General features: G+C 36.7%; 30 protein-coding genes, 1 pseudogene and 1 riboswitch. Of the genes and pseudogenes, 9 read left to right on the forward strand and 22 right to left on the reverse strand.

The genetic code is table 11. The features are described 5' to 3' along the window. The first annotated feature begins 70 nt into the window (after window positions 1-70). Window positions 71-199, forward strand: a complete 129-nt coding sequence (locus OXPF_RS23335; RefSeq protein WP_278308354.1) for a hypothetical protein — start codon at window positions 71-73, stop codon at window positions 197-199. An 80-nt stretch (window positions 200-279) separates the two neighbouring features. On the opposite strand, the gene OXPF_RS06340 is transcribed toward OXPF_RS23335, so the two are convergent. Then, entirely contained in the window at window positions 280-459 is a 180-nt protein-coding gene (locus OXPF_RS06340; protein WP_054874369.1) for a hypothetical protein, read from the reverse strand. A 355-nt stretch (window positions 460-814) separates the two neighbouring features. On the opposite strand from OXPF_RS06340, the gene OXPF_RS06345 reads away from it, so the two are divergent. The 3 genes from OXPF_RS06345 to OXPF_RS06355 all read left to right on the forward strand — a co-directional run bounded on the left by OXPF_RS06345 (window position 815) and on the right by OXPF_RS06355 (window position 3,149). Then, entirely contained in the window at window positions 815-1,591 is a 777-nt protein-coding gene (locus tag OXPF_RS06345; RefSeq protein ID WP_054874370.1) for a tyrosine-protein phosphatase, read from the forward strand. A 179-nt stretch (window positions 1,592-1,770) separates the two neighbouring features. After that, a complete protein-coding gene (locus OXPF_RS06350; protein WP_054874371.1) occupies window positions 1,771-2,442 on the forward strand; it encodes a YveK family protein in 672 nt (223 codons plus the stop codon). Window positions 2,443-2,444: 2 nt separating this feature from the next. Continuing rightward, a complete protein-coding gene (locus OXPF_RS06355; RefSeq protein ID WP_054874372.1) occupies window positions 2,445-3,149 on the forward strand; it encodes a CpsD/CapB family tyrosine-protein kinase in 705 nt (234 codons plus the stop codon). A 65-nt stretch (window positions 3,150-3,214) separates the two neighbouring features. Here the strand turns inward: OXPF_RS06355 and OXPF_RS06360 are convergent, their stop codons facing one another. From OXPF_RS06360 to OXPF_RS06380, 5 genes are all read right to left on the reverse strand, one after another. Beyond that, complete coding sequence (locus OXPF_RS06360; protein ID WP_054874373.1) at window positions 3,215-4,726, reverse strand: cell wall-binding repeat-containing protein; 1,512 nt, start codon at window positions 4,724-4,726, stop codon at window positions 3,215-3,217. Window positions 4,727-4,922: 196 nt separating this feature from the next. Beyond that, complete coding sequence (locus OXPF_RS06365) at window positions 4,923-7,640, reverse strand: cell wall-binding repeat-containing protein (protein ID WP_160317163.1); 2,718 nt, start codon at window positions 7,638-7,640, stop codon at window positions 4,923-4,925. 121 nt (window positions 7,641-7,761) lie between these two features. Continuing rightward, window positions 7,762-8,853 carry a hypothetical protein gene (locus OXPF_RS06370; RefSeq protein ID WP_054874375.1) on the reverse strand — a complete coding sequence of 364 codons (1,092 nt, stop codon included), beginning with the start codon at window positions 8,851-8,853 and terminating at the stop codon, window positions 7,762-7,764. 329 nt (window positions 8,854-9,182) lie between these two features. Then, a riboswitch (cyclic di-GMP riboswitch) is annotated at window positions 9,183-9,274 on the reverse strand. A 109-nt stretch (window positions 9,275-9,383) separates the two neighbouring features. Then, on the reverse strand, window positions 9,384-9,824 hold the full coding sequence (locus tag OXPF_RS06375) for a hypothetical protein (protein ID WP_054874376.1): 441 nt from the start codon (window positions 9,822-9,824) through the stop codon (window positions 9,384-9,386). Window positions 9,825-9,843: 19 nt separating this feature from the next. Beyond that, window positions 9,844-10,146 carry a hypothetical protein gene (locus OXPF_RS06380; RefSeq protein ID WP_054874377.1) on the reverse strand — a complete coding sequence of 101 codons (303 nt, stop codon included), beginning with the start codon at window positions 10,144-10,146 and terminating at the stop codon, window positions 9,844-9,846. A gap of 284 nt (window positions 10,147-10,430) precedes the next feature. Between OXPF_RS06380 and sdaAB the strand changes: the two genes are divergently transcribed. Together sdaAB and sdaAA are read left to right on the forward strand one after the other, a co-directional pair. Continuing rightward, window positions 10,431-11,102, forward strand: coding sequence for an L-serine ammonia-lyase, iron-sulfur-dependent subunit beta (gene sdaAB, locus OXPF_RS06385; RefSeq protein ID WP_054874378.1), 672 nt, complete (start codon window positions 10,431-10,433; stop codon window positions 11,100-11,102). A 16-nt stretch (window positions 11,103-11,118) separates the two neighbouring features. Further along, window positions 11,119-11,985 (forward strand): L-serine ammonia-lyase, iron-sulfur-dependent, subunit alpha, encoded by an 867-nt coding sequence (gene sdaAA, locus OXPF_RS06390; protein ID WP_054874379.1) that lies wholly within the window; start codon window positions 11,119-11,121, stop codon window positions 11,983-11,985. A gap of 77 nt (window positions 11,986-12,062) precedes the next feature. Here the strand turns inward: sdaAA and OXPF_RS06395 are convergent, their stop codons facing one another. The 10 genes from OXPF_RS06395 to OXPF_RS06430 all read right to left on the reverse strand — a co-directional run bounded on the left by OXPF_RS06395 (window position 12,063) and on the right by OXPF_RS06430 (window position 18,482). Beyond that, window positions 12,063-12,497 carry a universal stress protein gene (locus OXPF_RS06395; protein WP_054874380.1) on the reverse strand — a complete coding sequence of 145 codons (435 nt, stop codon included), beginning with the start codon at window positions 12,495-12,497 and terminating at the stop codon, window positions 12,063-12,065. Window positions 12,498-13,027: 530 nt separating this feature from the next. Next, the gene (locus OXPF_RS06400) at window positions 13,028-13,321 is read right to left on the reverse strand and encodes a hypothetical protein (protein ID WP_054874381.1); all 294 of its coding nucleotides are present in this window, start codon (window positions 13,319-13,321) and stop codon (window positions 13,028-13,030) included. A gap of 263 nt (window positions 13,322-13,584) precedes the next feature. Then, the gene (locus tag OXPF_RS06405) at window positions 13,585-14,388 is read right to left on the reverse strand and encodes an NYN domain-containing protein (RefSeq protein WP_054874382.1); all 804 of its coding nucleotides are present in this window, start codon (window positions 14,386-14,388) and stop codon (window positions 13,585-13,587) included. Window positions 14,389-14,660: 272 nt separating this feature from the next. Beyond that, entirely contained in the window at window positions 14,661-14,786 is a 126-nt protein-coding gene (locus OXPF_RS23000) for an SEC-C metal-binding domain-containing protein (RefSeq protein ID WP_242854336.1), read from the reverse strand. Window positions 14,787-14,944: 158 nt separating this feature from the next. Continuing rightward, window positions 14,945-15,175, reverse strand: a complete 231-nt coding sequence (locus OXPF_RS06410; protein ID WP_054874383.1) for a type II toxin-antitoxin system MqsA family antitoxin — start codon at window positions 15,173-15,175, stop codon at window positions 14,945-14,947. A gap of 3 nt (window positions 15,176-15,178) precedes the next feature. Continuing rightward, on the reverse strand, window positions 15,179-15,304 hold the full coding sequence (locus tag OXPF_RS23340) for a hypothetical protein (protein WP_278308355.1): 126 nt from the start codon (window positions 15,302-15,304) through the stop codon (window positions 15,179-15,181). 80 nt (window positions 15,305-15,384) lie between these two features. Further along, on the reverse strand, window positions 15,385-15,729 hold the full coding sequence (locus OXPF_RS06415) for a HepT-like ribonuclease domain-containing protein (RefSeq protein ID WP_054874384.1): 345 nt from the start codon (window positions 15,727-15,729) through the stop codon (window positions 15,385-15,387). After that, window positions 15,722-16,006, reverse strand: coding sequence for a nucleotidyltransferase family protein (locus tag OXPF_RS06420; protein ID WP_054874385.1), 285 nt, complete (start codon window positions 16,004-16,006; stop codon window positions 15,722-15,724). The genes OXPF_RS06415 and OXPF_RS06420 overlap by 8 nt, the downstream gene beginning before the upstream one ends. 1,063 nt (window positions 16,007-17,069) lie before the next feature. After that, the gene (locus OXPF_RS06425) at window positions 17,070-17,393 is read right to left on the reverse strand and encodes a DUF2442 domain-containing protein (protein WP_242854337.1); all 324 of its coding nucleotides are present in this window, start codon (window positions 17,391-17,393) and stop codon (window positions 17,070-17,072) included. Window positions 17,394-17,480: 87 nt separating this feature from the next. Then, the gene (locus OXPF_RS06430) at window positions 17,481-18,482 is read right to left on the reverse strand and encodes a Fic family protein (protein WP_242854338.1); all 1,002 of its coding nucleotides are present in this window, start codon (window positions 18,480-18,482) and stop codon (window positions 17,481-17,483) included. A 213-nt stretch (window positions 18,483-18,695) separates the two neighbouring features. On the opposite strand from OXPF_RS06430, the gene OXPF_RS06435 reads away from it, so the two are divergent. Both OXPF_RS06435 and OXPF_RS06440 read left to right on the forward strand, forming a co-directional pair. After that, a complete protein-coding gene (locus OXPF_RS06435; protein ID WP_054874387.1) occupies window positions 18,696-19,001 on the forward strand; it encodes a nucleotidyltransferase domain-containing protein in 306 nt (101 codons plus the stop codon). Continuing rightward, window positions 18,994-19,383, forward strand: coding sequence for a HEPN domain-containing protein (locus OXPF_RS06440; RefSeq protein WP_054874388.1), 390 nt, complete (start codon window positions 18,994-18,996; stop codon window positions 19,381-19,383). The genes OXPF_RS06435 and OXPF_RS06440 overlap by 8 nt, the downstream gene beginning before the upstream one ends. A 14-nt stretch (window positions 19,384-19,397) precedes the next feature. Here OXPF_RS06440 and OXPF_RS06445 read toward each other — a convergent pair whose 3' ends face one another. From OXPF_RS06445 to OXPF_RS06470, 6 genes are all read right to left on the reverse strand, one after another. Continuing rightward, entirely contained in the window at window positions 19,398-20,630 is a 1,233-nt protein-coding gene (locus tag OXPF_RS06445) for a YecA family protein (protein WP_054874389.1), read from the reverse strand. A gap of 63 nt (window positions 20,631-20,693) precedes the next feature. Further along, a complete protein-coding gene (locus OXPF_RS06450; RefSeq protein ID WP_054874390.1) occupies window positions 20,694-22,124 on the reverse strand; it encodes a GTP pyrophosphokinase in 1,431 nt (476 codons plus the stop codon). A 435-nt stretch (window positions 22,125-22,559) separates the two neighbouring features. After that, on the reverse strand, window positions 22,560-22,970 hold the full coding sequence (locus OXPF_RS06460; protein ID WP_054874392.1) for a YkgJ family cysteine cluster protein: 411 nt from the start codon (window positions 22,968-22,970) through the stop codon (window positions 22,560-22,562). Next, window positions 22,963-23,565 (reverse strand): hypothetical protein, encoded by a 603-nt coding sequence (locus OXPF_RS06465; RefSeq protein WP_054874393.1) that lies wholly within the window; start codon window positions 23,563-23,565, stop codon window positions 22,963-22,965. The genes OXPF_RS06460 and OXPF_RS06465 overlap by 8 nt, the downstream gene beginning before the upstream one ends. Next, window positions 23,558-23,704, reverse strand: coding sequence for a hypothetical protein (locus OXPF_RS22375; protein WP_160317164.1), 147 nt, complete (start codon window positions 23,702-23,704; stop codon window positions 23,558-23,560). Before OXPF_RS22375 ends, OXPF_RS06465 begins: the two co-directional genes overlap by 8 nt. 199 nt (window positions 23,705-23,903) lie before the next feature. Then, window positions 23,904-24,974 carry a hypothetical protein gene (locus OXPF_RS06470; protein ID WP_054874394.1) on the reverse strand — a complete coding sequence of 357 codons (1,071 nt, stop codon included), beginning with the start codon at window positions 24,972-24,974 and terminating at the stop codon, window positions 23,904-23,906. 195 nt (window positions 24,975-25,169) lie between these two features. Between OXPF_RS06470 and OXPF_RS23005 the strand changes: the two are divergent. Next, window positions 25,170-26,068: pseudogene (locus OXPF_RS23005) on the forward strand (Mu transposase domain-containing protein); the annotation flags it as partial.

Below are 26,068 nucleotides of genomic sequence, written 5' to 3' on the forward strand. Positions count from 1 at the left end.
AAAAAATGTATAAATTAATACTCAAGTGGAGATAAATCTAAGAGCAGCTAATTGTGCAGGAGGTAAAAATATGCTGAAAACCATATTTATTGCCATAATAAGCGGCAGCTTCGGGTTTTTGCTGTGTGCCCTTCTTACAGCATCAAAAAATGCTGAAAGATATATGGAGGAAGACGTTAAGAAAAACAATAAAATATGAATGCCTGCCGTATCCTTGAAAATTAAAAAAGCTTTCCTTATTTTTAAAGAAAGCTTTTTGCATTTCAAGTCATTTCAAATTTATTCATTTATAACGGAATGCAATTTGTTTGAATACTCGGATATAATCCTATCTATATTTTCTTTAGTCAATTCGGATTTTTTTAATTCCCTGCCGTGAAACATACGATATAGTTCCTTGGCATAATCAATTTGCGACTGTGTCGGCCCATCCGGCTTTTTTCTGGTACCAAAAAACATTTTTCATCCTCCTCAAGCAGTTATTTATCATTTGTAAAACAGTTAAATCTAAAATCGTATAAATAATATTCTTTTAATTAAACTTTCAATTAAACTTTTAATATAATTTATATTCCATTATAACATCTTTCGTCATATTTTCCATATATTTTATATGTTTTGTCAGCTTATCTAAAAAAATTTTTCAGTAAATGCTAATACTTGGAGACTCCAACTTTATCTGGTAGAATATAATTAACGGCATAAAAAAAATATATGGAATACCATTTAAAATATCTGATTATCACTTCTATATTAGTCTGTTCGACAAAACTAAAGTTAAAATGCTTGAATGATTTAAAAGAGAGGAAAAATAATGTACGATATCCATTGCCACATACTCCCCGATATTGATGACGGAGCAGATGACATAAATGACAGCCGGCAGTTGTGCACCATAGCAGTAAATCAGGGAATAAACACAATTATTGCAACACCTCATTTTGTTGAAAATGAAATGGAAAGCGACAAAAATGAAGTTATTGAAAAGACATCTCTTTTAAATGAGGACTGCATAAAAAGAGATGTCAGCCTGACGATACTGACCGGAATGGAAATTTATTTTTCACCGAATATTGTGGAATTGTATGAAAAAGGAGTCTTATTGACCCTTAACAACACTAAATATATTTTGATTGAGCTTCCCATGTACTCACAATTGCCTCCTTATTTTGAAGATGTAATCTTTCATTTGAAAATAAAGGGATTGATTCCCGTCCTGGCCCATCCTGAAAGATATAAATGCGTCATAGAGGAGCCCAACCTTGTCTGTGATTTTATTGAAAGCGGCTGCGTTATTCAGGTGAACTGCGGAAGTATTGACGGTATGTTCGGCAAAACCGTTCAAAAGACAGCCCACACATTATTAAAACATAACATGGTTCATATAATAGCCAGCGATAACCATTCAATCAGCAAAAGAGTATCATTTTTAGGTAATACTTTTAATACGGTATCTGAGAAGTACGGGCACGGTTTTACTGATAATCTGTTTATAAACAACCCTTTAAAAATAATAAAGGGAGAGACAATTGAAACAGGAAAAGCCGTAAAAATCAAAAAAAATTTATTTAAATTTTGGCACGTCAAATAAAGCTATATAACACGATTGCCCACTCTCAGCCGGGACTTCCTATTTATGATTTACTGATGCTTACAGAATTTTATTTCGTTGATTAACATTATTTATTATAGTAAAATATGTAATGTATATATATTCAAAAAAATATATTTGTTGCCTGCGTAAATAATACAGAATGAGAGGATAAAAAAATGGAGTTACTGGAATATCTGCATATCATTCGTAAACGTATATGGATAATTATTTTGGTAACACTGATTGCTGCATTAGCAAGCGGACTTGTAAGCATATTTTTATTAAATCCAGTGTATGAAGCAAAAGCCACCATGATAATTGGACGAACTCCCAATAATGACAACGAGCGGATGCAGTATAATGACGTTTTAATGTATCAGAGACTTGTAAAAACATATGCTGAAATAATAAAAAGCAGGCTTGTAGCCGATAAAGCCTTATCGCAATTAAAATATGACATGACATCGAACGAGCTTCAGAAAAACCTCACGGTTTTAACAAAAGGCGATACACAAATACTTGAATTATCAGTGCAGGATGAAAATCCTGAAACAGCAATGATGCTTGCAAATACCATTGCAAGAGTATTCGAAGAAAATGCACGGGAAATGATGAATGCAGACGATGTGAAAATCATGGATTATGCACTGATGCCCACATCACCTGTCAAGCCAAGGATACTTCTGAATATAGCAATTGCCGCCTTTGTAGGGCTGATGTTATCCCTCGGAATTTCATTTTTATTGGAATATTTGGATAACACCATAAAGACAGAAAGCGATATTGAAAGATATCTTGGAATAACGGTTTTAGCAAGCATACCATATATAGATTCAAAGGAGAAATAGCCATGGATTCCAGACTCTTCGCCTACAACGACCCTAAATCCCCTATTTCGGAGATTTTCAGGACACTGAGAACAAATATAAAATTCACTTCCTTTGACAAGAACGTAAAAACAATTGTCTTTACCAGCACAGGCCCAAACGAAGGCAAAAGTACAATAATTTCAAATCTTGCAGTAACACTGTCCCAGGCAGGAAACAAAGTGCTTTTAATGGAAGGCGACTTAAGAAACCCTACCGTCCACAAAATGTTTTCTCTCCCCAATGATTACGGTATCACCAATATGCTTATAGGCGGCAGCGATCATGAAAATTTCATACATAAAACCGATATAGAAAAGCTTGATGTATTGCCGTGCGGCCCCAAGCCTCCCAATCCGGCTGAACTTTTAGGCTCCAATAAAATGAAGTCCATACTGGACGGACTTAAGGAATACTACGATTATATTTTAATCGATGCTCCGCCTGTGATCGTCGTTACCGACGGCGCCCTTTTGGCATCCATCAGCGATGGTACCATACTTGTTATTGCTTCCGGAGAAGCCACTATAGAAAGTGTATTAAAAGCCAGGGACCTTTTAGTTAACGTAAAGGCAGATATAATAGGGACGGTTCTCAATAAATATAAGAGCACATCTCCCGGAAACTATTATTACAGATATGGATATTATTACACCGACAGAAACAGAAGCAAAACAAAAGATATTTAGATTGCATATATATCGAACATATTTTAAAATCCGGCTCAGGATAACCCCAGGCCGGACTTTGTTTTTTAAAGTTCTAAATTAATTCTTACGGTATTCACTTCTTCGCCATCAATTTCGAGTATGCCTCTTATCGTAACACTGTCTACTATTGACCTTAAGGATCCTAATAACACCCCGTTATTGCCGCTTGTAAAATCCAATATGCTGTCTATATCAAGCCTGCGTGATGTATTTTTGCGAAGTGTCGTGGTATACTCACTATCCCATAAATCATCGCCTTCATATAATACGCCGGTTATTTTTATAGCACAATTATTATCGGCAGTAACTTCTATATATTTTATCCGGACATTATCGCCAAATCTGCTTAAGTCAAATGTATCGCCATCCTCGTTAAGGAGGGTCTCACCGTCATAGCTTATAACCTTTATGTTAGTGATATCGGCAGTTTGTGCAGCAGGTGCTCCTCCGCCTCCTCCACCGCCGCCCGCCGGAGGCGTAACTGCCGGTGTGGGAGTTGGTGTCGGTGTTACCACAGGTGTTGGGGTAATCACAGGCGCCTGTGATGCATTATTTATAACAGCCACTAGTCCTTCAATAACTGTAACAGGCATAACCGCTTCTCCGCCTAAGGCTGTGACTGTGGATTCGCCGGTAACCCTTGTCTTTAAAAAGTCCGCTGTAACAGCTGGCAGCACGCCATTGGCAAGTATTAAAGGTGAGGCTGTCTGCGCTGCCAATACTGCTCCCGACAGTGCATCGGCAAACTCATCTCCGTTTGGCCCGTCACCTACTGCCGTAAATATGTTTGAGAAATTTAAGCTGCCGGCAAATTCCTGCATTACAAGGACATTTGTCTCATACCTGTCAATGCCTCCTAATCTTTTAAAACCAGGCACAGTGTACATGACGCCGTCAGATATTACACCATTGCCGCCTATCAAATATGTATTAGTAACTCCGTTATTTATGATATACTGCCTTGCTCCTTCCGGAAGGCTGTCCTTCATCGTCAATAGTATGGGCATTCCCATATTTGCTGCAATTGCGGAAACTGATAATGCATCAGGAAAGTTTTCTCCTGTTGCCAGTACCACCTTAGTGCTTGTACCAACTTTTTCAGCTATCTTTGCAGATGTTTCATATCTATCGCTTCCCCATATACGTTCCATGTGTGAAATTCCTGCGGTAAAAATAGTGCTTTCAACATTTTGTGAAACTGCCCCTGTACCGCCTACAATAATAATATTCTTAACTTTAAGCCTTTTTAATTCTTCAAGTGTATCCGCACCCAAACTATCCGTCATGGTTAAAAGTATGGGAGCATTATATTTTTTAGCCAATGGCCCTGCGCATAAAGCATCGGCAAAATCATCTCCCCTGGCAATTACCGCATAGTCCGAACCATCAGGCCACCCTTTTTGTGAAATGGATACTGCCGTTTTATACCTGTCGCTGCCTGATAACCTCTCCGGCACTCTTATCTGTCCTAGAGCACTTTTAGGTAAACATATCTGCAAAAGCAAAATGCATACAGCCAGAATAAACGCAGATACCGCTTTTCTGTTTTTTATCATACTATCGCTCCTTTTGTGTATTTTATCAATGATGTAACCTTGTAATTCCCATTGATAATCCCCTTTTAAAAACACTTATAAATATAATTATATAGATATTTTCTATTATGTCGATAAAATGTGGTAAATTTGTTATAAAGATGAAAAAAGCACTCTGTCCAAGTTGGATAGAGTGCTTTAACAAAGCTTGATTTAATTAATTCGCTTCAATTGTGTATCTAGTTGTTCCGTTGCTGTTGGTTATTTCAAGTATAAAAGTATATCCAGCATCTTCTATCAGCATATTCAGTACCTTATCAATACCTTGCTCTTCGATGATTTCTTTAGTATCATCTTCAAGAGCCTGAATTTCATGGAATGCTCCCATTAATGCCGCATAAAGAGTAGTAGGGTTTAATTGAGCTTCGTCTCTTGCAGCTTCATAAATTGCTTCCAGATTAACAGCATCATATATAGCTTGCTTTTCACTTGAATTAATTAATGCATTTGTTAAAATAGTGAAATTAATAGCTTCATAGAAATCTGAACTCCAAGGTGCGCTGTTTATTTCATCTATCATATCTTCTGAATCATCACCAACTAATGTAGCAAAAGCATTACTTGAGTAGATTCCATCATTATCAACATATACTGCTATCGCAGGAGCTAAAGCTTCCTGTATACCTTCCTGTGTATCATTTCCGGCAGCATCATAAATTGTTGGTAAGCCTATAGCCTCGTAAATGCTTGAAATATTTCCTACTTGTCCTGTTAAACCATCAAGTAAAGTCGGAATTACTTCATCATAAATAACTGCCTTGTAATCATCATTCTTTACAGCATTTAATATGGCAGTAAGGTCTATAGCATCTGCAATGTCATTAACATCTATATCAGCATCCTGCAATGCTGATAAAATATTTAATGGTCTCAATCCGCTTGCATTACCTATTACGGTTAATTCATTTGAACCGCTGCTAAATGACCATTGTCCAAGGGTCCTGTTTGGCTCATCGTCTTCATCATCGTCATCATAAGATAATGTAACCGTGCCTGCTGCCGATACTATAATAGTTGCACCGGAGATATTATAAGGCGCATCCAATGTAAATACACCATTAACTGGTGCAACGCCGGCAAGTCTTTCAATCTCTGGAGCTGGCTCATCGTCATCATCGTCTCCGTTACCGCCGCCACCACCGCCACCGCCGCCGGTTGATGGTGTACCGGTTACTGTCTTTCCGCCAACACTTGCGCTGACACCGGAAGCCACGTTAGTAGTCTTTGGCTTCTGTTCTATTGTTACTCCGTTGGCGTTTATGTTTGCAGTATTAATTGTACCTTTACCTGATACAGAAGCTGAAGTACTTACGTTAAGAGTTGTTACACTTGTACCTTCTGCCAGGTCAACAGCTGCATTGGCTGCTGTGCTGTCAATATTCAATGTCTTAATGGAACCTTGGGATAAAGTTACCTTTGCTCCGCTTCCCTCAACTTCGACTGTATCAAAGTCACCAACTAAGGTAACCTCAGCACCTGCAGGAATAGCAACGTTTACAAAACCGCTTCCGGTAAGTTCGGATTCCCCCAGCTTACCGCCGCTGTTCAAAACTACATCAGCTATAGTTGTGCTGCCGCTTGCTACCAGCCTTACGCTGTGGCCGTCAGGCACATCAACAACTACGGTTTGTCCATTAAAATTGTACATTATAATACTGTCCGTACCGCCGCCTTTGACAGTGGTAGTACCTTTTACAGTTACATTATTAAGGTTTACGGTGCCTAATCCTATGGCTTTTGCAAGGAGCAGGTCGCCTTCTATGGTTACATTCTGTAACGTTACACCATCAGCAGCAATAACTACATTACCGTTGATTGTCTCTGTACCTTCTGCTGGTCCATAAACTCCTGATGAATCGTATCTTGCTGCTACGGGAATCAATGCTGTTATGCTATTTGCAACAGATGAAGGCATAACTGCTTCTCCTCCTAAGGATATAACCTCAGTTGCCAGGGATGTATTAGCCTTTAAAAAGTCCAAAGTCCCGGCAGCAAGATTCTGATATGCCAAAACAACAGGGGATGATGTCTTGGCTGCCAAAGCAGCACCTGAAAGTGCATCGGCAAATTCATTGCCGCTTGGGCCATCGCCCACTGCAAGGTAAATAGTATCAAAATTGAGAGTATCTTTAAATTCGTCCATAACAAGCACGTTTGTTGCGTACCTGTCAGCACCGCCTAACCTTGTTGCATTAGGTGCCAAATAATATACCAAATCTCCTATAACTCCGGTACCGCCAACAACATAGGACTTTGTTACACCGCAGGTATTCATATATAAAACAGCAGATGAGGGCAATGTGTCCTTCATTGTAAGAATTATTGGCCAGCCGTTGGCTGATGCTACGGGTGCTATGGATAGTGCATCTGGGTAATTTTCACCAGTTGCTAAAACCACGGTTTTAACAGTACCAATTTTTTCAGCTATTTTAACTGATGTTTCATATCTGTCTGCGCCCCAGAAACGTACAACACTTGCTATACCTGCTGCAGTCAAAGCTATTTCAACATTTTCAGATACAGCACCTGTTCCGCCTACTATGATTACATTCTTTACTCCTAACCTCTTTAACTCATTTAATGTATTGGCATTTAAGGTGCTTGTCTCAGTTAAAAGTATAGGCGCATCATACTTTTTAGCTAGGGGTCCTGCACAAAGTGCATCGGCAAAATCGTCTCCCCTGGCTATAATTGCATAGTCTGAGCCTGAAGGCCATCCTTTTTGTGATATAGCAACTGCAGTCTGATACCTGTCCTGTCCGTAAAGCCTTTCTGCCGATGTCTCAGCAAATGCTATGCCGCCAACAATTGTCTGAGTTAAAATCAGACAAGTTACTAAACACCACGTAAAAATCCTTTTAAATTTTTTAGGCATTCTGTGTGTCTCCTTTCTTGTTACTTTATTAAACTTTTTTATATAGGTTTTCATTACTATAAATCTACATCACCTCTTTCCGAAAAGAGAAAATAATATAAGCAATAAGTAAAATTACTCACTACATACCGTATACATTTACAAGGTATCTCACAGCAGAAATGTCAAGGTTATTAATGGCAGCGCTCTTTATTTCATCTTTTATATCCGCTGAAAAGCTTTTATATGCTGACTTAGCGCTGTTAATATCACTGCTGAAGTTACCATTGGGATTTCCAATCATTTTGCTGTTAACAGATATTACCCAGCCTACCCAGTTTTTAGCGCTGCTGTTCTTTACAGCATTTTGCACATTATATAGCTGGCTGTTTGTAGTTTTCAATGCTGATATTTTTTTCTGAGTATCAGCCTCTGCCGGCACAGTTGGTATTGCCGGATTCGGGGATGAACCCTGTGTCGGTGTCGGGGTAACTGAGTTTGAAGTTTGATTTGAGCCGGCCTGTGTTATTGTTGGTGAAGGTTTTTGTGTAACAGTCTTTCCCGTATTGTTCGATTGAGATTGATTTGACGTATTTCCTTGTTGCGGTGTAATTTCTGTAGCATCAGACCCTGCACTGCTTGTCTCATTTGATGCAAAATCTTCAAACCCCGGCAAGGTCTGCTGTAAAACTATTTTTATATTATCATTATTAAGTATCATATTTTCAATACCGTCCAGCATCAATATCCGGTTTCCTGCATTAATTGATCCATCTTCTGTTACTGCCATTCCTTGGGGTAAGTACCGGCTGATACCGTATTTAATTAATATATCCGGGAGCTTAAGCCTTCCCACTGTGACACTGTCAATTGAAGCTATAATATCCCCATCCTTCATGACAGGCGTTACAACGGCTTTGACCATTAACTCCCTGCCTGCCATATGTACCAGGGCTTTAAATAAAACCTTGCTTTCCTGTATATCAATATGCATGGCTTTAACATTCTCATTGTCCCGTAATGCTAAAGCTGCAGCCGCATTTAATTCCTCTTCGTTTAAGTCGATAATACCGTCTCCTAATATGGCAGTCTTTATCTTGGTATTAATATCTACATTATCGTAATTACTGAATGTACTTATATCCTCTTTATAAACAAGGCAATTATATATATAAAAAACTGCAATAATAAGTAATGCACAAAACAGCAAACTTATTTTTTTAAAAGTTTTCATATTTATCCCCTTAAAAACCAGTGAAATCAACTCATCTTGTATGCCATTATAGCATATTCTGTCAATAACTTATACTAAAATTTCTATTTTTACCAAATAAAAAAAGGAGCTTTAAGCTCCTTTACAGTCTGTGTCGTACCGTCTGTCTGCCAGGGCACTTGCCCTTAAACAAGCCATGATGAAAGTTGCAATTGTTAACAAGACGCCGATAAAAATTAACAATTTCACAGCCTATACCTCCATAAATTTATTAAATTAAAATCCGGAGGAATTGTAAAAATATAAAGCTATTCCGAAGAATAGCAATTAAAACGAGTATATCATTCATCTTCGGTAACTGGCTGGCATAATCACTTTTTATGTGATTTTAACCCCTATAGTTTTGCGTCCTTAGGTTTCCCTAAGTTTGCCTTTATCGGATTTTAATTTCATTATTATTATATACGATATATGAAATCATGTCTACTAAATTATGCGAATTTAATCTAAATATGGAAAAAAATATATATTAATATCATTTTATTGCTTCGTTAAATCATGCCCAGCTTTTTCTTAATTAAAAATATATCCTTACGGGTTCTCGTATCTTCATCTATCCAGAAATTGATATTTTCTGATAACTCATTTATATTTGACATGGTTTCTATGTGATATGCTGCCGTCTTTGCTTCAAATTCCGAAAGCTGATCTTTTAAACTATCGACTTTAATTTCTAAGCTATCGAACCTTGTATCAACCTTTTCAAATCTCTCATCGGCTTTATCCAGCCTGCCGTCGATTTTATCTAATCTTTCACCTACCCTGGCAAACTTTACGTTTATATCATCAAATCTCTTATCAATTTTATTAAACTTCTCGTCTATCTTTTCAAATTTTTGGTCGATTCTTTCAAATCTCTCATCTATCTTATCAAACTTTATGTTAAACTCAGCGTACATTTTTTCAAGTAATTCAAAAGCTTTATCTTCCAATATGAGCACGCTCCTATGGTTATATTCTTCTGCCGCCTTCTATTACCTCAATTCTTATATCATGCTTATCAACCTTATCCGATAAAACATCCACTTTCTTTTCGAGGCATGTTAATTTTTCATATGTTAATTTATATCCGTCTTCAAGTGCTGTGAGCCTGTCATTAATAGGCCCGTCTAATTTTTCATTAACTTTTCTTACGTCTTTTTTTATTTCAGATATTTCATTTTCAATTTTATCAAATCTCTTGTCAATCTTTTCAAATTTTATGCTAAATTCAATGTACATCTTTTCTACTAATTCAAAAGTTTTATCTTCCATTCTTTCACACCTTCTTAATATTTTATTCAGAACGTATGTTCGTATATTTTATTAGTATTATATACATCAAAGGTTCATTTATACATATAAACTTAAAAAATAATCCCTACTTTTACATATACTTTTATAATATTATATCATAAAATAATCCAAGTCTGTAGTCTGTCCCAAATGCAAAATTGGAATGAACCGTCCCCTTCCTTGAAACCTCCCTCCTTACATAATTCCGGCTATAATGATAAACTAATATGTATATAGATTAATAATACGGCAGGTGAAAATATATGGCTAAAAACTATGGCGTGTTTGACATATTAGGGCCGGTGATGATAGGTCCTTCAAGCTCTCATACTGCAGGGGCAGCCAGGCTGGGAAGAATTGCAGCAAACATAGCAGGAAGTGATATAAAAAAAGTTACCTTTTTGCTTCATGGTTCCTTTGCTAAAACATATAAAGGCCATGGTACCGACAAAGCGCTGCTGGCCGGCGTACTGGGTTTTGAGCCCCACGATGAGAGACTTCGGGACTCGTTTATAATAGCCAGCAAAGAAGGACTGGAATACGAATTTATAGAATCCGACTTGGGGGATGTACACCCTAACACCGTTAAGTTTCTCTTTGAAAAAAGTAACGGCACAGCCTTTACCGTCACTGGATCGTCAATAGGCGGCGGAAATGTACTTATAAAGGAAGTAAACGGCGAAGAAGTGGAATTTACGGGAGAATACCCTACCATAATCACAAAGCATTATGACAGGCCGGGGGTAATTACTGCCGTCACTTCGCTATTATCAGAGCTTAAAGTGAATATAGCCTTTATGAAGGTTATAAGAAAATCAAAGGGGCAGATGGCATCCATGGTGGTGGAAACGGATAACCCAATTCCTGATGAAGCTATTGAGGGAATTTCAAAAATAAAGGATATAGAAAAGGTTTTTCTGGTAAAGCCTATATAAAGAAAGGAAGAGAAATATGTTCAGCAGTGCAAAAGAGCTACTGGAATACTGCATCAAAAATAATGTGAAAATAAGTGCTGCCATAATAGATGACGAGGCTAAAACTTCTGAGAAATCCAAAGGAGAAGTGATGGAAAGAATGCGCCAAAGCCTTGAAGTAATGAGAAGCTCCGCATCCCAGGGATTGGAGAAGGATATAAAATCCATCAGCGGCCTTATCGGCGGTGATGCCAAGAGAATAAACGATAACATAAATAAAAACAAAACCCTGTGCGGAAGCAATATAAACAAAGCCATGGCAAGGGCATTTTCATCCAGCGAAGTAAACAGCGCCATGGGAAGAATAGTTGCAGCACCCACAGCCGGCTCCTGCGGCATTCTTCCGGCGGTTATAATTACAGCAGCTGAAAATTTCAACTCCACAGAGGAAGAAATAGTAAATTCCCTATTTACGGCATCGGCTGTGGGAGCCATAATAGCCGGCAACGCCACATTATCCGGGGCTGAAGGTGGCTGCCAGGCAGAATGCGGCTCTGCATCCGCAATGGCTGCCGCCGCCTGTGTGGAATTAGCCGGCGGTACACCGGAAATGTCATTTCACGCCGCAGCCATTGCAATAAAATGCATATTAGGCCTTGTATGCGACCCCATAGCCGGATTGGTTGAAGCACCCTGCGCAAAACGAAATGCCATGGGATCAGTAAACGCCATGGCAGCTGCCGATATGGCTCTTGCCGGAGTAAAGAGCATTATCCCCTTTGATGAAGTGGTGGATGCAATGTACAGAATAGGTAAATCAATGCCCTTTGAATTGAGAGAAACCTCTTTAGGCGGCTTGGCAGCAACACCTACGGGAATAAAACTGCACAAAGAAATATTTTAAATTACAAAAGGCCTGACACCGCTAAAAACGAGGTCAGACCTTTTTCTTATCTTAATATCCTTTATGAACCAAATAGACTATTTTACTATGAGCACCGGGCAATGTGCACCTGATAAAACTCTCTGTGCAACGCTTCCTAATACTGCACCTGTCAATGGTCCCTGGCCGCGGCTTCCCATTACTACCAAATCAAAGCCTTTGTTTGCTTCTTCTATAACTTCCATCGCAGCATGTCCTGCAACAAACTTCTTTTCTATTTTTATGTTGCCTGCGTCGACATCCTTTAATGCCCTCTCCATAACTGCCTGTCCCATTTCATTTATCTGGTCAGGAGTGGGATATAACGGTGCCAAATTAAAAGTCGCTTCTGCATCCACTATTGGTTCAGGAGTATAAACTACATGAAAAAGCTCAACTTCGGACTCAAATTGTTTTGCCAGCGCTAAAGCCACATCCAAAGCCCTTTTCGAAGCCTCCGAGACGTCAGTGGGTACTAAAATTTTCTTGAACATTTTTCATTCCTCCATAATTTTTATTTTAGATAATTTTTATTTAATTAATAATTATTATTATATAGAATGTATTTTTTATTGTCAATACATATTTTACTAGTTTAGAAAATATTTTTCTATCCTTGCGAGAGAGTATAAAAATCCAATATAAAAATACTTATGTATACTATTTAGCAAATAAGGTTTATAATTAAAATATGACTAAAAAAGTAACAAAAGATAAAAAAATGAGCAAATAACGGAGGGTTTATGGATTTATATTGTGGCAACTGCAAATTTACTAATACTAGCGTGGATGGATTAAAATGCAAACTATACAATAGCCTTTTAAATTGCAATGATTTTAAAATTTTGCGACTGGTAAAATGTAAATTTGAGAATAGCAAGATTAACAAAGTTATAGAAAAATAATTAATGACAGGAATTATGTAGAGAGGTCACCTATGATTGGTGTCTTTTTTATTTGGCATAAAAAGGAATGGCCGTTCACCTGCAACTGCAGAGCTTCTCACTTTTTTTGAGGGCATATGTCACCAGCTAATTTCAATAAAATTGCATGGGAAAAAATCATAAAGCCTCATCTCTGCTTTGTATCCGCACTCCATTAGATTATTTAAAATATTACTGTAGATTTCATCCTGATATTTTTGCATTTTCTCTAACTCGCATACGGTACTGTACTTACCATTCTTCGCATTAAATTTTATGCTTTCAAATATTTTATTGAGATGCTGTTTTGTTTTTTCTTCCATATCTATTTCCAGCCCATTATGTAGATCTGCCATTTTCCTCATTTGTGAAGCTTTAAAATCATTAATGTCCATTTACAAATTCCCCCTTCAAAAGTATTTATTATATTAAAAAACATCTCAATGCTTCTGTTACATATCTTCTCTGCCAAAGTCTTTTTCAACTATTTTATTTATTTCTCAATATATGGACTTGTTTATATCGATCCAAAGCATTAATAATAGAAAGCAATCCATCAAGAGTCATATTCTTTTTCTTTCCGCTTAAAATATGCTTATATTAATTTTACTGTATTATAGACAAAATAAAAAGCCGATTAACAAAGATATATCTTATTTCACTTATTTAATACATATTGCACTGCCTGATTTTCTCTGTTCAATTTCAAGGCACGGGTTGGATATTTGGGGTCATTCGGGTTCGGGACCTGATATATGTTTAATATTTCATAATCAATACAATGTGTTAAAGCATCACTGATCTGGGTTACAGAGTCTTTATAATGATCAATTAATCTTTTCCGCAAGTAATTTAATCCTATAAAATCCTTATTGTTCATTTTTTCAAGCCGGTCAACATGTTCAATAACGATACGTACATACTCATTGGAAAGCAGCAACAGTGTCATTTGCTCTTTTTCAGTCTGTGTTACTTTCCTCATGATATTCGGGTAATCATCCAATAAAATAAATTCATTCACCATATCAATAATAAACTGGCTGGTATGAGTTTTAAAGCCTAATAACCTCAAATTCTTGCCCAGCTTTTGCAGCCTTTTAATAACGTGTCTTAAATCACTATCACCGGAAACAAACAAAAAATCAGTTATATGCGGATAGTTATACATAGTTTCTAATATATCTAACGAAAGTTCTATATCTGTTGACCCTTTTAAATACTCCTGCGCAGTCTTTGTAACAACATGCCGGGGTTCAATCCCTAAATTAATTAATGTGCTCATTAGGCCAGCCGTACCCTTGTCAAAATCTCCATAAGCCTGTATCCCCACTAAACGTGACCCGTTTGAAGTGGCAACACTGCGGATTACTTGAACAAATTCTTCAAAATTAAGCACCGAACCAAATTCTTGTTTGGCAGTTTTTTCAACATTTTCCCAATCGATAAAAACACAAACAAACATAATTTATAGCCCCCTCCTTGCTTTTTTCTCACTTTTTAATATATATTACTATAAACAAATTTTTATTAAAAAATGAAGTATTGATCCTCGAAATTACTTCAATCGAATATATACTTCATTTAAAGGACAAGGTTTACCTCATACGAAAGGGCAGCTTAAATAGCTGCCCTTTTCGTAAATTATGATATTCAAATGACAATTCAGGATTTGTCAGAGAAGCTTATTATAAAACTTCCCGGGTATTCATACTCTATAATTGTTACCCCATCAAATCATTTTCCGCAGCACTTTTTATACTTCTTGCCGCTGCCGAAAGGACAAGGGTCATTCCGCCCTAACTTGGTACGGGTACGATTAGCCTGTCCATAGAAATCGCAGGCGAAGGACATTACATTCATAAATTCCTTAATGTCAACTTCCTGCTCTGTAAGCTTTTTAACCTTCTCTTTAACTCTCCATGCGTTGTTTGTTAGATTATTCTACTTACACAGAGGCTGTTATATTTTCAAATAATCTTGACAAGGGGGATAGGTATATTTATTCCATCACATACAATTTATGCAGCTATATCGGAAAAGTTTATAATTGTAATCTCAGCCCTGTTCCTTTTTGATTCTTCAACAATTTCTTCTAATTTAAGTGCAATCTCATGTTCAACATAGTATTCACCACATTGTTTGCATACATTTGCAGGAACATTTTTAACGATAATAATGTATCCATCTGCATCAACAATATGATTCACAGTACCTTTGTACAGGTTTGCCTTACACATAATACAATCCATAGCTCATTTCCTCCTTGTCTTTAAATCCTCATACCATTCATATTCATCCGGGTAGTAAGCCGTAATCATCCATATCTTGTTTTGTCCGGTAGCACATACTACATGCATTCCTGTTCTATTGTCGATCAAATCGGCAACTAGCTTTGGTACAAGAGTGCTTGCGGAGACACGATCTTATAGAGAAAAGGCAACTTTTAAAAATAGCTGCCCTAATCTAAAACATCTTTCAATATTTCGTTTAATTGAACCTTCAGCTTGGGTATATCATTTAATATGGTAACCCAGACGTCCCCTACCTTTAAGGTTTGATATTTATGAGCAGTAATATCTCTCATACCAGCAATAGATTTCCAAGGAATATTGTTATAAGCGTCTTTAAAATCTTCGGTTAAGCTTTTTGTGAGTTCGCCAATATTTATAATTGTCATGCATACGGCTCTTTTAGTTCGCTCATCAGATGAGAATTTCTCTAAGTTGAACCCAACAATAAGATCCTCAACAACTTCGATTTCTTTAAATATCTTACTGATTATTTGGAAATCTCTATTATTCATAGATATCAACTACTTTATCAATTTTAATTAAGGAATCCGCTTCTATCGGAGCGTGTATCAAGTCTACTTCCTTATTTAATTTGGATTCCAATTCTTCTTTGATATCAGATAATATAAAAAGTGAAATATTTGGCGACAAAAACTCTATTAGCATATCAATATCACTATTATCACTTGCACTCCCATCAGCATAAGAGCCAAATATTGAAATCTTTTTTATAGGATATTTTACTGCTATATCGGAAACTGAATTCTTTATTTGAGCTAAAGTTAACATTTATATCTCACCTCTGATAAATTCCATAATCTTGAGTAAACACGGACGTCGCCACCCATGCTCCTCGGCGGAACCGTACGTGCCCTATTAAGGAATACGGCTCTTCACATCATATTTAATCATCTATAGAATAAGCTCACGCTTATTGCCGGTTCTAGTAATGGAAGAGTTTTAAGCAGTCCATTATAGAATGTGTCAAGAGTGTAACTCCTTCTTTGACTTCTTCTATTCAGCCATTTGAACAACAGCCATGTAACTGCATTTAAATAACTCTTCACACCTCTAGTATTATCGGTAACTCCGTAATACTGATAGTGTCCTCTAAGTTTCTGATTAACATATTTATTTATCATCAAACTCGCCAAGCCCTCAGACCCCGGAAGTGTTATATAAATCTCACCAATACGATTTATATAGTGTTGTCTGCTACCTTAAAGAGAGTATCGGCCTCTTCGTTTAGATAATTATTTCGTGGCTCAATAGCTTCACTTTCGTTTCGGCTCGTTTGCTCCCCGTCCTACGCTTAAACTTGGTGTTACCACTTCAGTTCCAAGGACTAGGTACAGGCTACTGGATTCTCCTACTATATGTTAATAGCTTACTAATGAAAACAGAATCACTCCCATTTTCAAGAGGAAACAGCTCGCACCATTAACTTAATTATACCATAATTATCTTATAAATAAACATTTGTAGGCTAGACATATTCCATAGTCTCATCTTGTTTTCGTTGTTTCCTCTCCCTTTTGTGTGCACTTAATTTTATAGCCATGTTTCTCCAAGATATCTTTTATGTTTCTAAATTGCTCATCTCCAAAAGTTGTGGTTCTACCCATGGTATTCCCCCCCGCTAAAAAGCTTCAATATCGTTTTGTATTTTCTTTGATTTTACCGTGTACTCCCCTGATTATCTCCAGATGCTGATGGAGCAACCGCTTTGAATCTCCACGGTAGAACTTGGCCTCTACACTCCAAGCTGATCAAGCAAGTCATTGCAGAGCCATCCGGACGTTAGATTAGAGCCGGATGCAGGCCATCTTCTCTGCTCTATATCCACAATCCATTACATCTCTTTTAACGATACTTCTTCATTATAATCGAAACTTTCTAAATAAAAAGTATCGGGGCTTAAATCTGCACCGCATTTCCATTCTATTGTTCCATCTTCTATAATAAAATCAAGGAATTCTTTATAATCTTTTAATGGCTCAAAAACCGGATATTTTAAATAAGGTTTTAAATCGAATATTTTCTTTTCGTCATTTTCAAATGTAATAATTAACATATGACCCTTTAAGGCATTTGCTCCTTTTATATTTGGGCTTTGCAATAGAACACACCTCCTCAAAGCTTTGTTTATAACGTTCTTAGTTAAATCAATTATCATAACTATCTAGTTCAAATCAAAAACTCTAAGATGCTTTAAAATGGATTTCAATATCAAAAATGATTTTGAATTGGCAAATAATCAAAATCATTTTTTAACAAGCCTGTATTTCTGCTTTTTACTGTTGGGCGTTTCCGGAAAAGTCATCTCCACAAGCCCTAAAGCAATCGCCGGCTGAAGGTAGTTCTTCAAGAATGTCGGCCGATGCTTCAATCCAAGATGTATCATCAATTCCTTGCCTGACCATTCTCCGTCCCGGAGAACAGTCATCAACTTTTCTACTTGTTCGGTTACCTGTACGCGTCCTTGTTCGGTCTCTTCCAATTCTTTCAGCGTATCAAAAATGGCCCTAAGCAAAAAAGCAATGAACACACCGGAGTCAGAATTCCTGTCTGCAGCCGCCAAAACGTCGTAATATTCCTGCTGACGTTCTTTAATAATGGTCTCAACCGGCAGCCACGCAAATAATTGCTTCCATTGATATAGAAGCAATGTCTGCCACATTCGTCCCATTCGCCCGTTGCCATCAGCAAAAGGATGGATGAATTCAAATTCATAATGAAACACACAGCTTTTGATGAGGGGATGCACCTTTTCTTGTTTTGCCCAGCTCATCAATTCAGCAGTAAGCTTTGGTACAAGTTCTGCAGGCGGAGCCATATGCACAAGCTGTTCTCCTGCAAAAACTCCGACGCCACCGGAGCGAAAACACCCCGCCTCCTTTGTCAAATCAGTCATCAAAACCTTATGAGCTTTAAGCATATCGTTTATAGAATAAGGGTCATATCCCAGAAGAAGGTTATATGCCTCGTAGGTGTTTTTAACCTCCCGGATTTCACCGGGTGCACCAAGTACACGCTTGCCGTTGATGATGTCGGTGACGTTATCAAGTGAAAGAGTGTTATTCTCAATAGCCAAACTGGCATGTATAGTGCGGATACGGTTCTCACGGCGCAACCGTGGACTTGACTCCATGCTGCTCTTTACAGTCACAGCACCAACAAGCTCGCTTATCTCTGCAATAAGATTTATGATTTCATCCGTCAGTGTGTATGGAGGCGTATATTTATCATTGGGCAATCTAACCACTCCTCATTTCTTCTTGTTCATAGTATACCGTATAAGAAAAAATTATACAACTGATTTACTGAACCTATAGATGGTATCTTTTTTATTTTGCTATAGGGAATGCATAAAAAATCCCCTGCATTGAAAATTATAAAACATTGAAAAATTTAAAAATCTGGATTAAAATCAAACTACAAAGGATAATATATAGAAACAATAATGGAGGTGGGATATATGAATATTCAGGATAATATAGACTCCATAAAAAAACAGATTATCGCAAAGTATTCGCCGGTAAAATTGATTTTGTTTGGTTCCTGGTCAAAAATGACAGGCACTGATAAAAGCGATATAGATTTATGTATTATAAAGGATACGGTTGATAAAAAAGATCTGCTGACCGATATGTATTTGAATATTGAAAGTGATTTGCCAATTGATATTATCATTTATACTGAACAAGAATGGTTCGAATGTGTAAATGACACAACAAGTTTCGCTTATTCCATTAACCAGCAGGGGGTATCAATTCATGGTTGATAGTCCACGGTACAAAGATTGGCTTAATAAGAGTGAAAGAGATATTAAATCCGCTAAAGTCCTTAAAGAAAATGATTGCGGAAATGATACTGTGGCTTTTCATTGCCATCAAGCTATTGAAAAGGCTTTAAAAGGTTTCATATTATATAAAAAGAAAGAACTGATTTCAGGACACAGCTTGGTTTATTTATGCAAGGAATCAGCAGTTTTACATAATGCATTTAAAAATTATTTAAAGGAATGTGCCTTGATAAATCAATATTATATTGAAACCAGGTATCCAGCTGACATTCCATTAATTGTTACAGATGATGATGCCTCAGAATGTATTAAAATCGCTGAGGATATTTATAACATGGTTCTTATAAATTTGGGAGCATAGCAATTGCCATCAAATCATTTTCCGCAGCACTTTTTATACTTCTTGCCGCTGCCGCAAGGACAAGGATCATTCCGCCCTACTTTTGTACGGGTTACAATGTCAACTACTTTAGCTTTTGACTGGGCTGTCTTTAAAGGTTCTGCCGGCAAAGGCTGTAAGTATTTCCTTTCCTCCTGAAACAACTCATTGGGAGTATGCCCCTTTAGCACCCATAGGCGGGTATTATTATATAATTCCATTATTTTCGCAGTTAACTGCTGCACAAATTCAAATGACGGGAACTCTATAAAGCTCTGCAGGTATTGAATAATCAGTGCCGGCTTTGAATCCGCATTGATTATATTGACTATCTGTGATGCTATTTCCTTTATTTCCTGATCACTTAGCCTGTAATGCTCTAAAAGAAAATTTATGAAGCTGTCCATTTCCGGTGTCTTATCAATATAATCCGGATTGCCGGCTTTTAGCAGTTGTTTTTTTGTAAAAGGATAATAGTCAACACCTGGCCGCATTTTGTGTTCTTCAACAATTTTCTTTGCATCAAAAACTCTATCATCAGCATACCCATATGGGGTACGATTAGCCTGTCCATAGAAATCGCAGGCGAAGGACATTACATTCATAAATTCCTTAATATCAACTTCCTGCCCTATAAGCTTTTTAACCTTCTCTTTAACTCTCCATGCATCCATGACACCATAAAAATAAAGCAATCCATGTGTCAGTTGTATCCACTCCGTATTGCGTTTAACAATGCTTTCTAGCTCTCTGCCATCTATACTTGAAAAAATATCTATCAGTTCATCCGGCATAAACAATACCTTCTGATTGTCATATAATCCAGGGAAAATGATACTGTATCCCATAAATACTTCAGCATTTGCAGCTGAAATACCGATATCAGGTATAACTCCCGAATTTTCAATGACTATTTTGATAAAGTCATATCTGCTTTTATCCAATGTATATACGACATTCTTAAACTTCAATGGAATCAACCTGGCAAGCTCCGATGCCAGCTCTGCTTTTTTGAGAGAGCTTAAATTTTTAAAGTCATAATTTTTGCGGATTGCATCCATTTCAGCCTTTGTCAACCCATTTATGGCATCGTAAAGGCTGCATGGAATATCAACTTTCTTCCACAGCCGCTTCTCCCTGTTTTCCTGCAGCTGTTGATTATAAGCCTTTGCATATTCCATGGCTTTTATCAGAGCCTCTTTTGTTTTCTTATCAATCTTTTCATCCATTAAAATCGCCTCTTTCAAAATGGCAGCGCCCCATTATTTTCGTTTCACAAAACCCGGGCTTTGCTAATAATACCCTATTTCTTCAGTCCACCAATCTTTTTCGTTAAAATTTGGGCCTTCATCTAACTCTATTATTTCAAACGACGATGAAGCTGACCTTGGAAGTCCCCAATTAAAGACATCGTCTTTTGGAAAATCTTCTTTCTCAATATTCCCAAGGATATACAATGCATGTTCTTCATTACTGAAAATACTTTTTATGCACCGGACAGCAATTTCCTCTCCCTTTTGTGTGCACTTAATTTTATAGACATGTTTTCCAAAGGCAGCTTTTGCTGTTTCTCTTTTTTCAATGTTTTCAATAAATGTTTCCTCAATTAACTCGAGCTCTTTTAAGGCTTTTACAGTATATCTATTATCCAGAATAAAAGACCACATTGTAATCTCATCCGGACTTCTCATGGTGAAAATATATCTGTCCGTAGAGTTATAATAAAATGCTTCCAAAAGTATAATGAGATTCCTGGGATTGTCACTATTTAAAATATTGCTCCAAGCCGAAGCTTTTCTACTTAATACCCACTCGAACACTTTTCTCTTAGGCCAGTAATACCCGTTGATGTTTGCTATAGCTCTGATGAATAATTTTTCTATTACAGCAGGCTCTCTATTAATAATTGTTTTAAATAAATAAATTCCCCACTCATCAAATTCCTTGGCATTCTCGGTTAAAGAAGAATGTAATGTGAAAATATCATCGTTATTTAAGCCCTCATCCTGCAGCAACTTTATAAATTCTTCTTTTTCATCATTATTTATCATTATTCCCATAGAGCTGAGCAATGAGCTCAAGCTTAACAGGTTTATGCCCGAATAGGATTCCCTGACTTCTTCTTTTAATAACTTTAATTCTCTATCCTCCCGATAAAGAGTATCACTTAACATAATTGATCGTTCTTTTATGCGGTTTAATATAATATTGCCGGTTTTATACATGTCACGATGGGAAAAAGTTGCCCAGAAGTGCTGTGCTATAGTACGTATTTGAATTTCACCCTTTAAATTTTTATTGGAAAGCTTTTCAGCATCCTTGGATTTGAAAATAAAATGTACGCCTCTATATCCGTCAGAGTCTGCTTTTTCAATACAGCGTTTCTGTTCGACTATCTCAATCTTGTGAGAATCAGACAGCTTATTGCAAACTTCCTCCAAAGCATATAAATCATTGCATACCACCCTTATGCCAATTAAGTCCTTCAGCTTGTCAGTAAAACAGTTTATATCGATGTTCTTTCTCTCCATTTTTTCTTTTATGCTTTCGGCGCTTTTGAATCTAAAAACAGGCCTTTCAGTTATTAACTTATCTCCATCATTTAAAAATATTTTATTTATATTTTTCAGTTCACTTAAGGCTAAGCCCAGCAGCTCTTTTAAATCATCCTTACAAGCGGAAATCTCATCTTCTATGAACTTTATTACTTCACTGTCAGGCATAAAATCATCTCATTTCACATTCTTTACTTGACGTCCAGCTTATCCCTTTTGTTCATCTGTAATAAAATTATTGATTGCAAAAATATTAAATGAATTCGTCATAAGTATTAATTTTATTGCAGGCCACTTGTTCGAAAATGTATCATAATTAAAATCGATGTGTATAAGATAAAATTCCGCTATGTTAGCATCTCTAAAATCAAATACAATATGGCTCCTTAGGCTTATGCTTATAATACTTCCCGGCAAAATTTATAGGTATTTCCAGATTCATAAACGGCGCAGGAAATTCATTATGTATTGACAGATTTTTTCAAACGCTGCAGAGATAGCGGCTTATATTCGGGGTGATTTTTCTTTTCTCTCAATAAAAACAGGGTGCTTGAAAACTTATTTTTCCATTTTTGTGTCTAATCCTATGGGAACATTATAGTTTTAGATCTTGTATCCTGCCATTAGCGATTTCACTAAATCAACTTCCTCTTCTGTAACTTCAAATTTATCAGAAACTTTTGCTTTATAGCAAGGAAGGTAATCCCACAAATTGGTTGTTGCAAAAAAGTCATGTGGTGCTAGTTTACACTGTAAAGGTTTAACTTCGTGTATTTTGCATAATGAATCCCCCAAAAACACGCATTTACCATCTTTAGCTTTTAGTAAATATATATCGTAATTTGAATCACACTTCAGAATCGTATGTATACAATATTTTGATAAAAAATCTACACAGCTTATATCCAAAAAGTCTGCGATGGTACTCAAATCACTCGGGAAAATAACTACACTAATATAATTATAACGTTTATCCACTTTGCAGCATGTACCACATTTCTTACACTTATTCATTTTTTATGCACCTATTAAATTCATTAAGAATAGCTTCATGAGAATCATATACTTTTTTGTTAAGTAGAAAATATATTTTTTGCCTTATTGATAATTTTATTGGAACAAGTACATAATCGATTCCATAAATTCTTAGTTCACTGCCATAAATCTTTTGTCCGTTTGACTTTACAATTCTAGAATCAAGCTCATAGAATTTTCCACTAAAACCTTTCTTCGTTGCAGCCAAATCAATTTGTGTTAATAACATGACCCCATTTTGATATGTATTGCGATCACTATAAACATATGCTACGGAGATTCTGCCATTTCCAATATAACCCTCGCCACGAAATGTATTACAAACATCGATCGTGTTATAATACTGTTGATACTTAACAACTATTTTATTTTTAATAACTCGGATTAAAACTAAATCATTAGCTGCAATTTCTTTATCAAAAGCTGAATTGTATTTACTGATCCAGTAGCCATTAATGGAATAGTCGTTTTTATTTCTAAAATAGAGGAAGGTAGAAACAACAAAATGTTGCAATATTGCTAGTATTATTGCAGATAATAAGCCATTTAAAAATGATATTATATTACTATTCATTGTTGATATCCTTGTTTACAACAACTGCTTTTTCAACGTTATTTTTGTCATCAGAATCTTTAATTTCTTTAATGACTAATTTAATATACTTTTTTAGATCCTTAATCCCCTGATTAGGAGGGTTTCCCGCACCACCCATAATTAACCTCCCAAATAATATAATTTCTGCTATCCAGAAAGCCACTTTTCATCGATTAACAAATGACCAGACAGGCATTTACTCCAAAATACTTATTTGTTTTAGCGTTAATCGAAATTATAATACCAAATATCATCTATTTTGTAAACATTATACACCATGAGTAGCATAGCATATCTTAAAGTAGATCCATTACCAACTACTGCATATCGTATGTATCTATTAAAAATCTTACAGCAGACACATTCATATTTTTAAATGCTGCGGTTTTTAATTCATATTTGACATCTTCCGAAAGTTTTTTATACACTGCTTTTGCTGCATTTATATCAGAAGTATAACTGTTATTAATGTCCTGAAGCATCTTTGAATTAACGGATATCACTGTTTCAATCCATGATTTTGCACCGCTGCTTTTTACTTCTTCAAGCACCTTATAAAGCTGGCTGTTGGTATCACTAAGTGCGGCAATCCTCATTTTAATCTCGTCATCCATTATAGGCTCAGGAGTAGGGCCAGGCTGTACAGGCATACTTCCATTAACAGTATCTCCTCCGCTTTGAGCATCTTTTATTGTATCTGAACCTTCAGGCTGATTCATGCTTGGAGTTACAACTGATGTACTCCCTGCCTCAGCTACTGCTCCGTTTTCTTTCCCAGAGCCGCTTGGATTATCAGGGATTTTACCCAGGTTATACTGGCTGTCCAATTTTAGTGCAATTTTTAGCATATTATTTTCTACTGAAATACCGCTGATTTCATTGTTAAAAATCTTATTGCCGATATCTAAAGAATTATTGTTCAGTATCTTAAAATTTTCGGGGAGATAGCTTTTCACAGCAGACATAAAGAAGTTTATAGGAATTGCAACCTTACCAACCGTCATGTTTTCAATATTCATACTTATATTCGTGCCTGCCATTTCAGGTTTTACCAGAAAGCTGGTATACAAATCATGATTATATACCGGTATAATAATATTTATAAGGAATTTTTCATCAGCAATACTTATATAAGCATACTTAATCTTATTTTCCAGCTTTTCATCTTCTTTAATTATCGTTGTTATAATTCCGTTAACTTCGGATTCCGTAAACTCTATTATGCCATCCCCCAATACTGCTTCTTTTAACTTTTGCGTATACCCCTTTGAATCTTCAATCCCGTTTACAGCTATATCAACTTTCCATGTGAGCAGAAAATATAATATAAAAGCCAACAAAACAATTACAGTAAATGCTACTGCAAAAATAATCCGTTTTTTTATCATAGATTTATCCTCTTGATCTTGCTTACAATAAAGCATTGAGTATTCCGGAGCAGATGACATCATCTGTCCGGTAGTTGGAAATCAACATTCCGACACATAGGAAATCAGCTTTCCGGTTATCGGAAATCATATAGGACAGCCTTATAATGTATTTATGCATCGAAAGATGTAAATACATTTAGGGAGGTCACGTCTATGACCAAATACCGAGAAATCCTTAGGCTACATAGTCTTGGATTTACACAACGCAACATCATGCAAAGCTGCGGTGTTGCACAAAAAACAGTTGTGAGAGTCTTACGTCGTGCTAATGAATTAACCATTACATGGCCACTTGACGAAACCATCACAGATGCTGTTTTAGAAGGGATGATGTTTCCCAAAGCAGACAAAGACATCAGCACTAAAAGAAAGTCAGACTTTGTCTACATCCATAAGGAGCTCCTTAAAAATGGAGTTGGCAAAAAACTCTTATGGACTGAATACATGGAGGATTGCCGCCTGAACGGTGAACAACCACTCATGTATTCACAATTCTGCTATTACATCCAGCAGGATGAGCAGAAACGGCGTGCCACCATGCATATCAACCGTAAACCTGGAGAGCAAGTGGAGATTGATTGGGCAGGGGATCCGCGCACATAGTTGACCCTGATACCGGAGAAATCATAGACGCATATATTTTTGTTGGCGTCATGACTTACAGCCAGTATGCCTATGTGGAAGCATTCATCAATGAAAAACAGCGAGCATGGATAACTGCCCATGTTCATATGTATGAATACTTCGGTGGTGTTGCTAAAATTTTAGTATCTGATAACTGCAAGACAGCTATCGTGCATAATGGCGGTTGGAACTCTTCCGCGACGAAGAACTGCCATTGCTGACACCCTTACCTGCTACCCCATACGAACTGGCGGATTGGAAACAAGCCACCGTTCAGTTCAATTATCACATATCCGTTGACGACGGAATGCTATACTCCGTTCCTTATGAGTACATCAAACGTAAGGTTGATGTGAGGATAACAGATAAAACCATTGAAGTTTTCTACAACCACAACCGCATTGCTTCCCATCGGCGACTTTATGGTC

The sequence above is a fragment of the Oxobacter pfennigii genome, from assembly GCF_001317355.1.
GTDB lineage: Bacteria > Bacillota > Clostridia > Clostridiales > Oxobacteraceae > Oxobacter > Oxobacter pfennigii.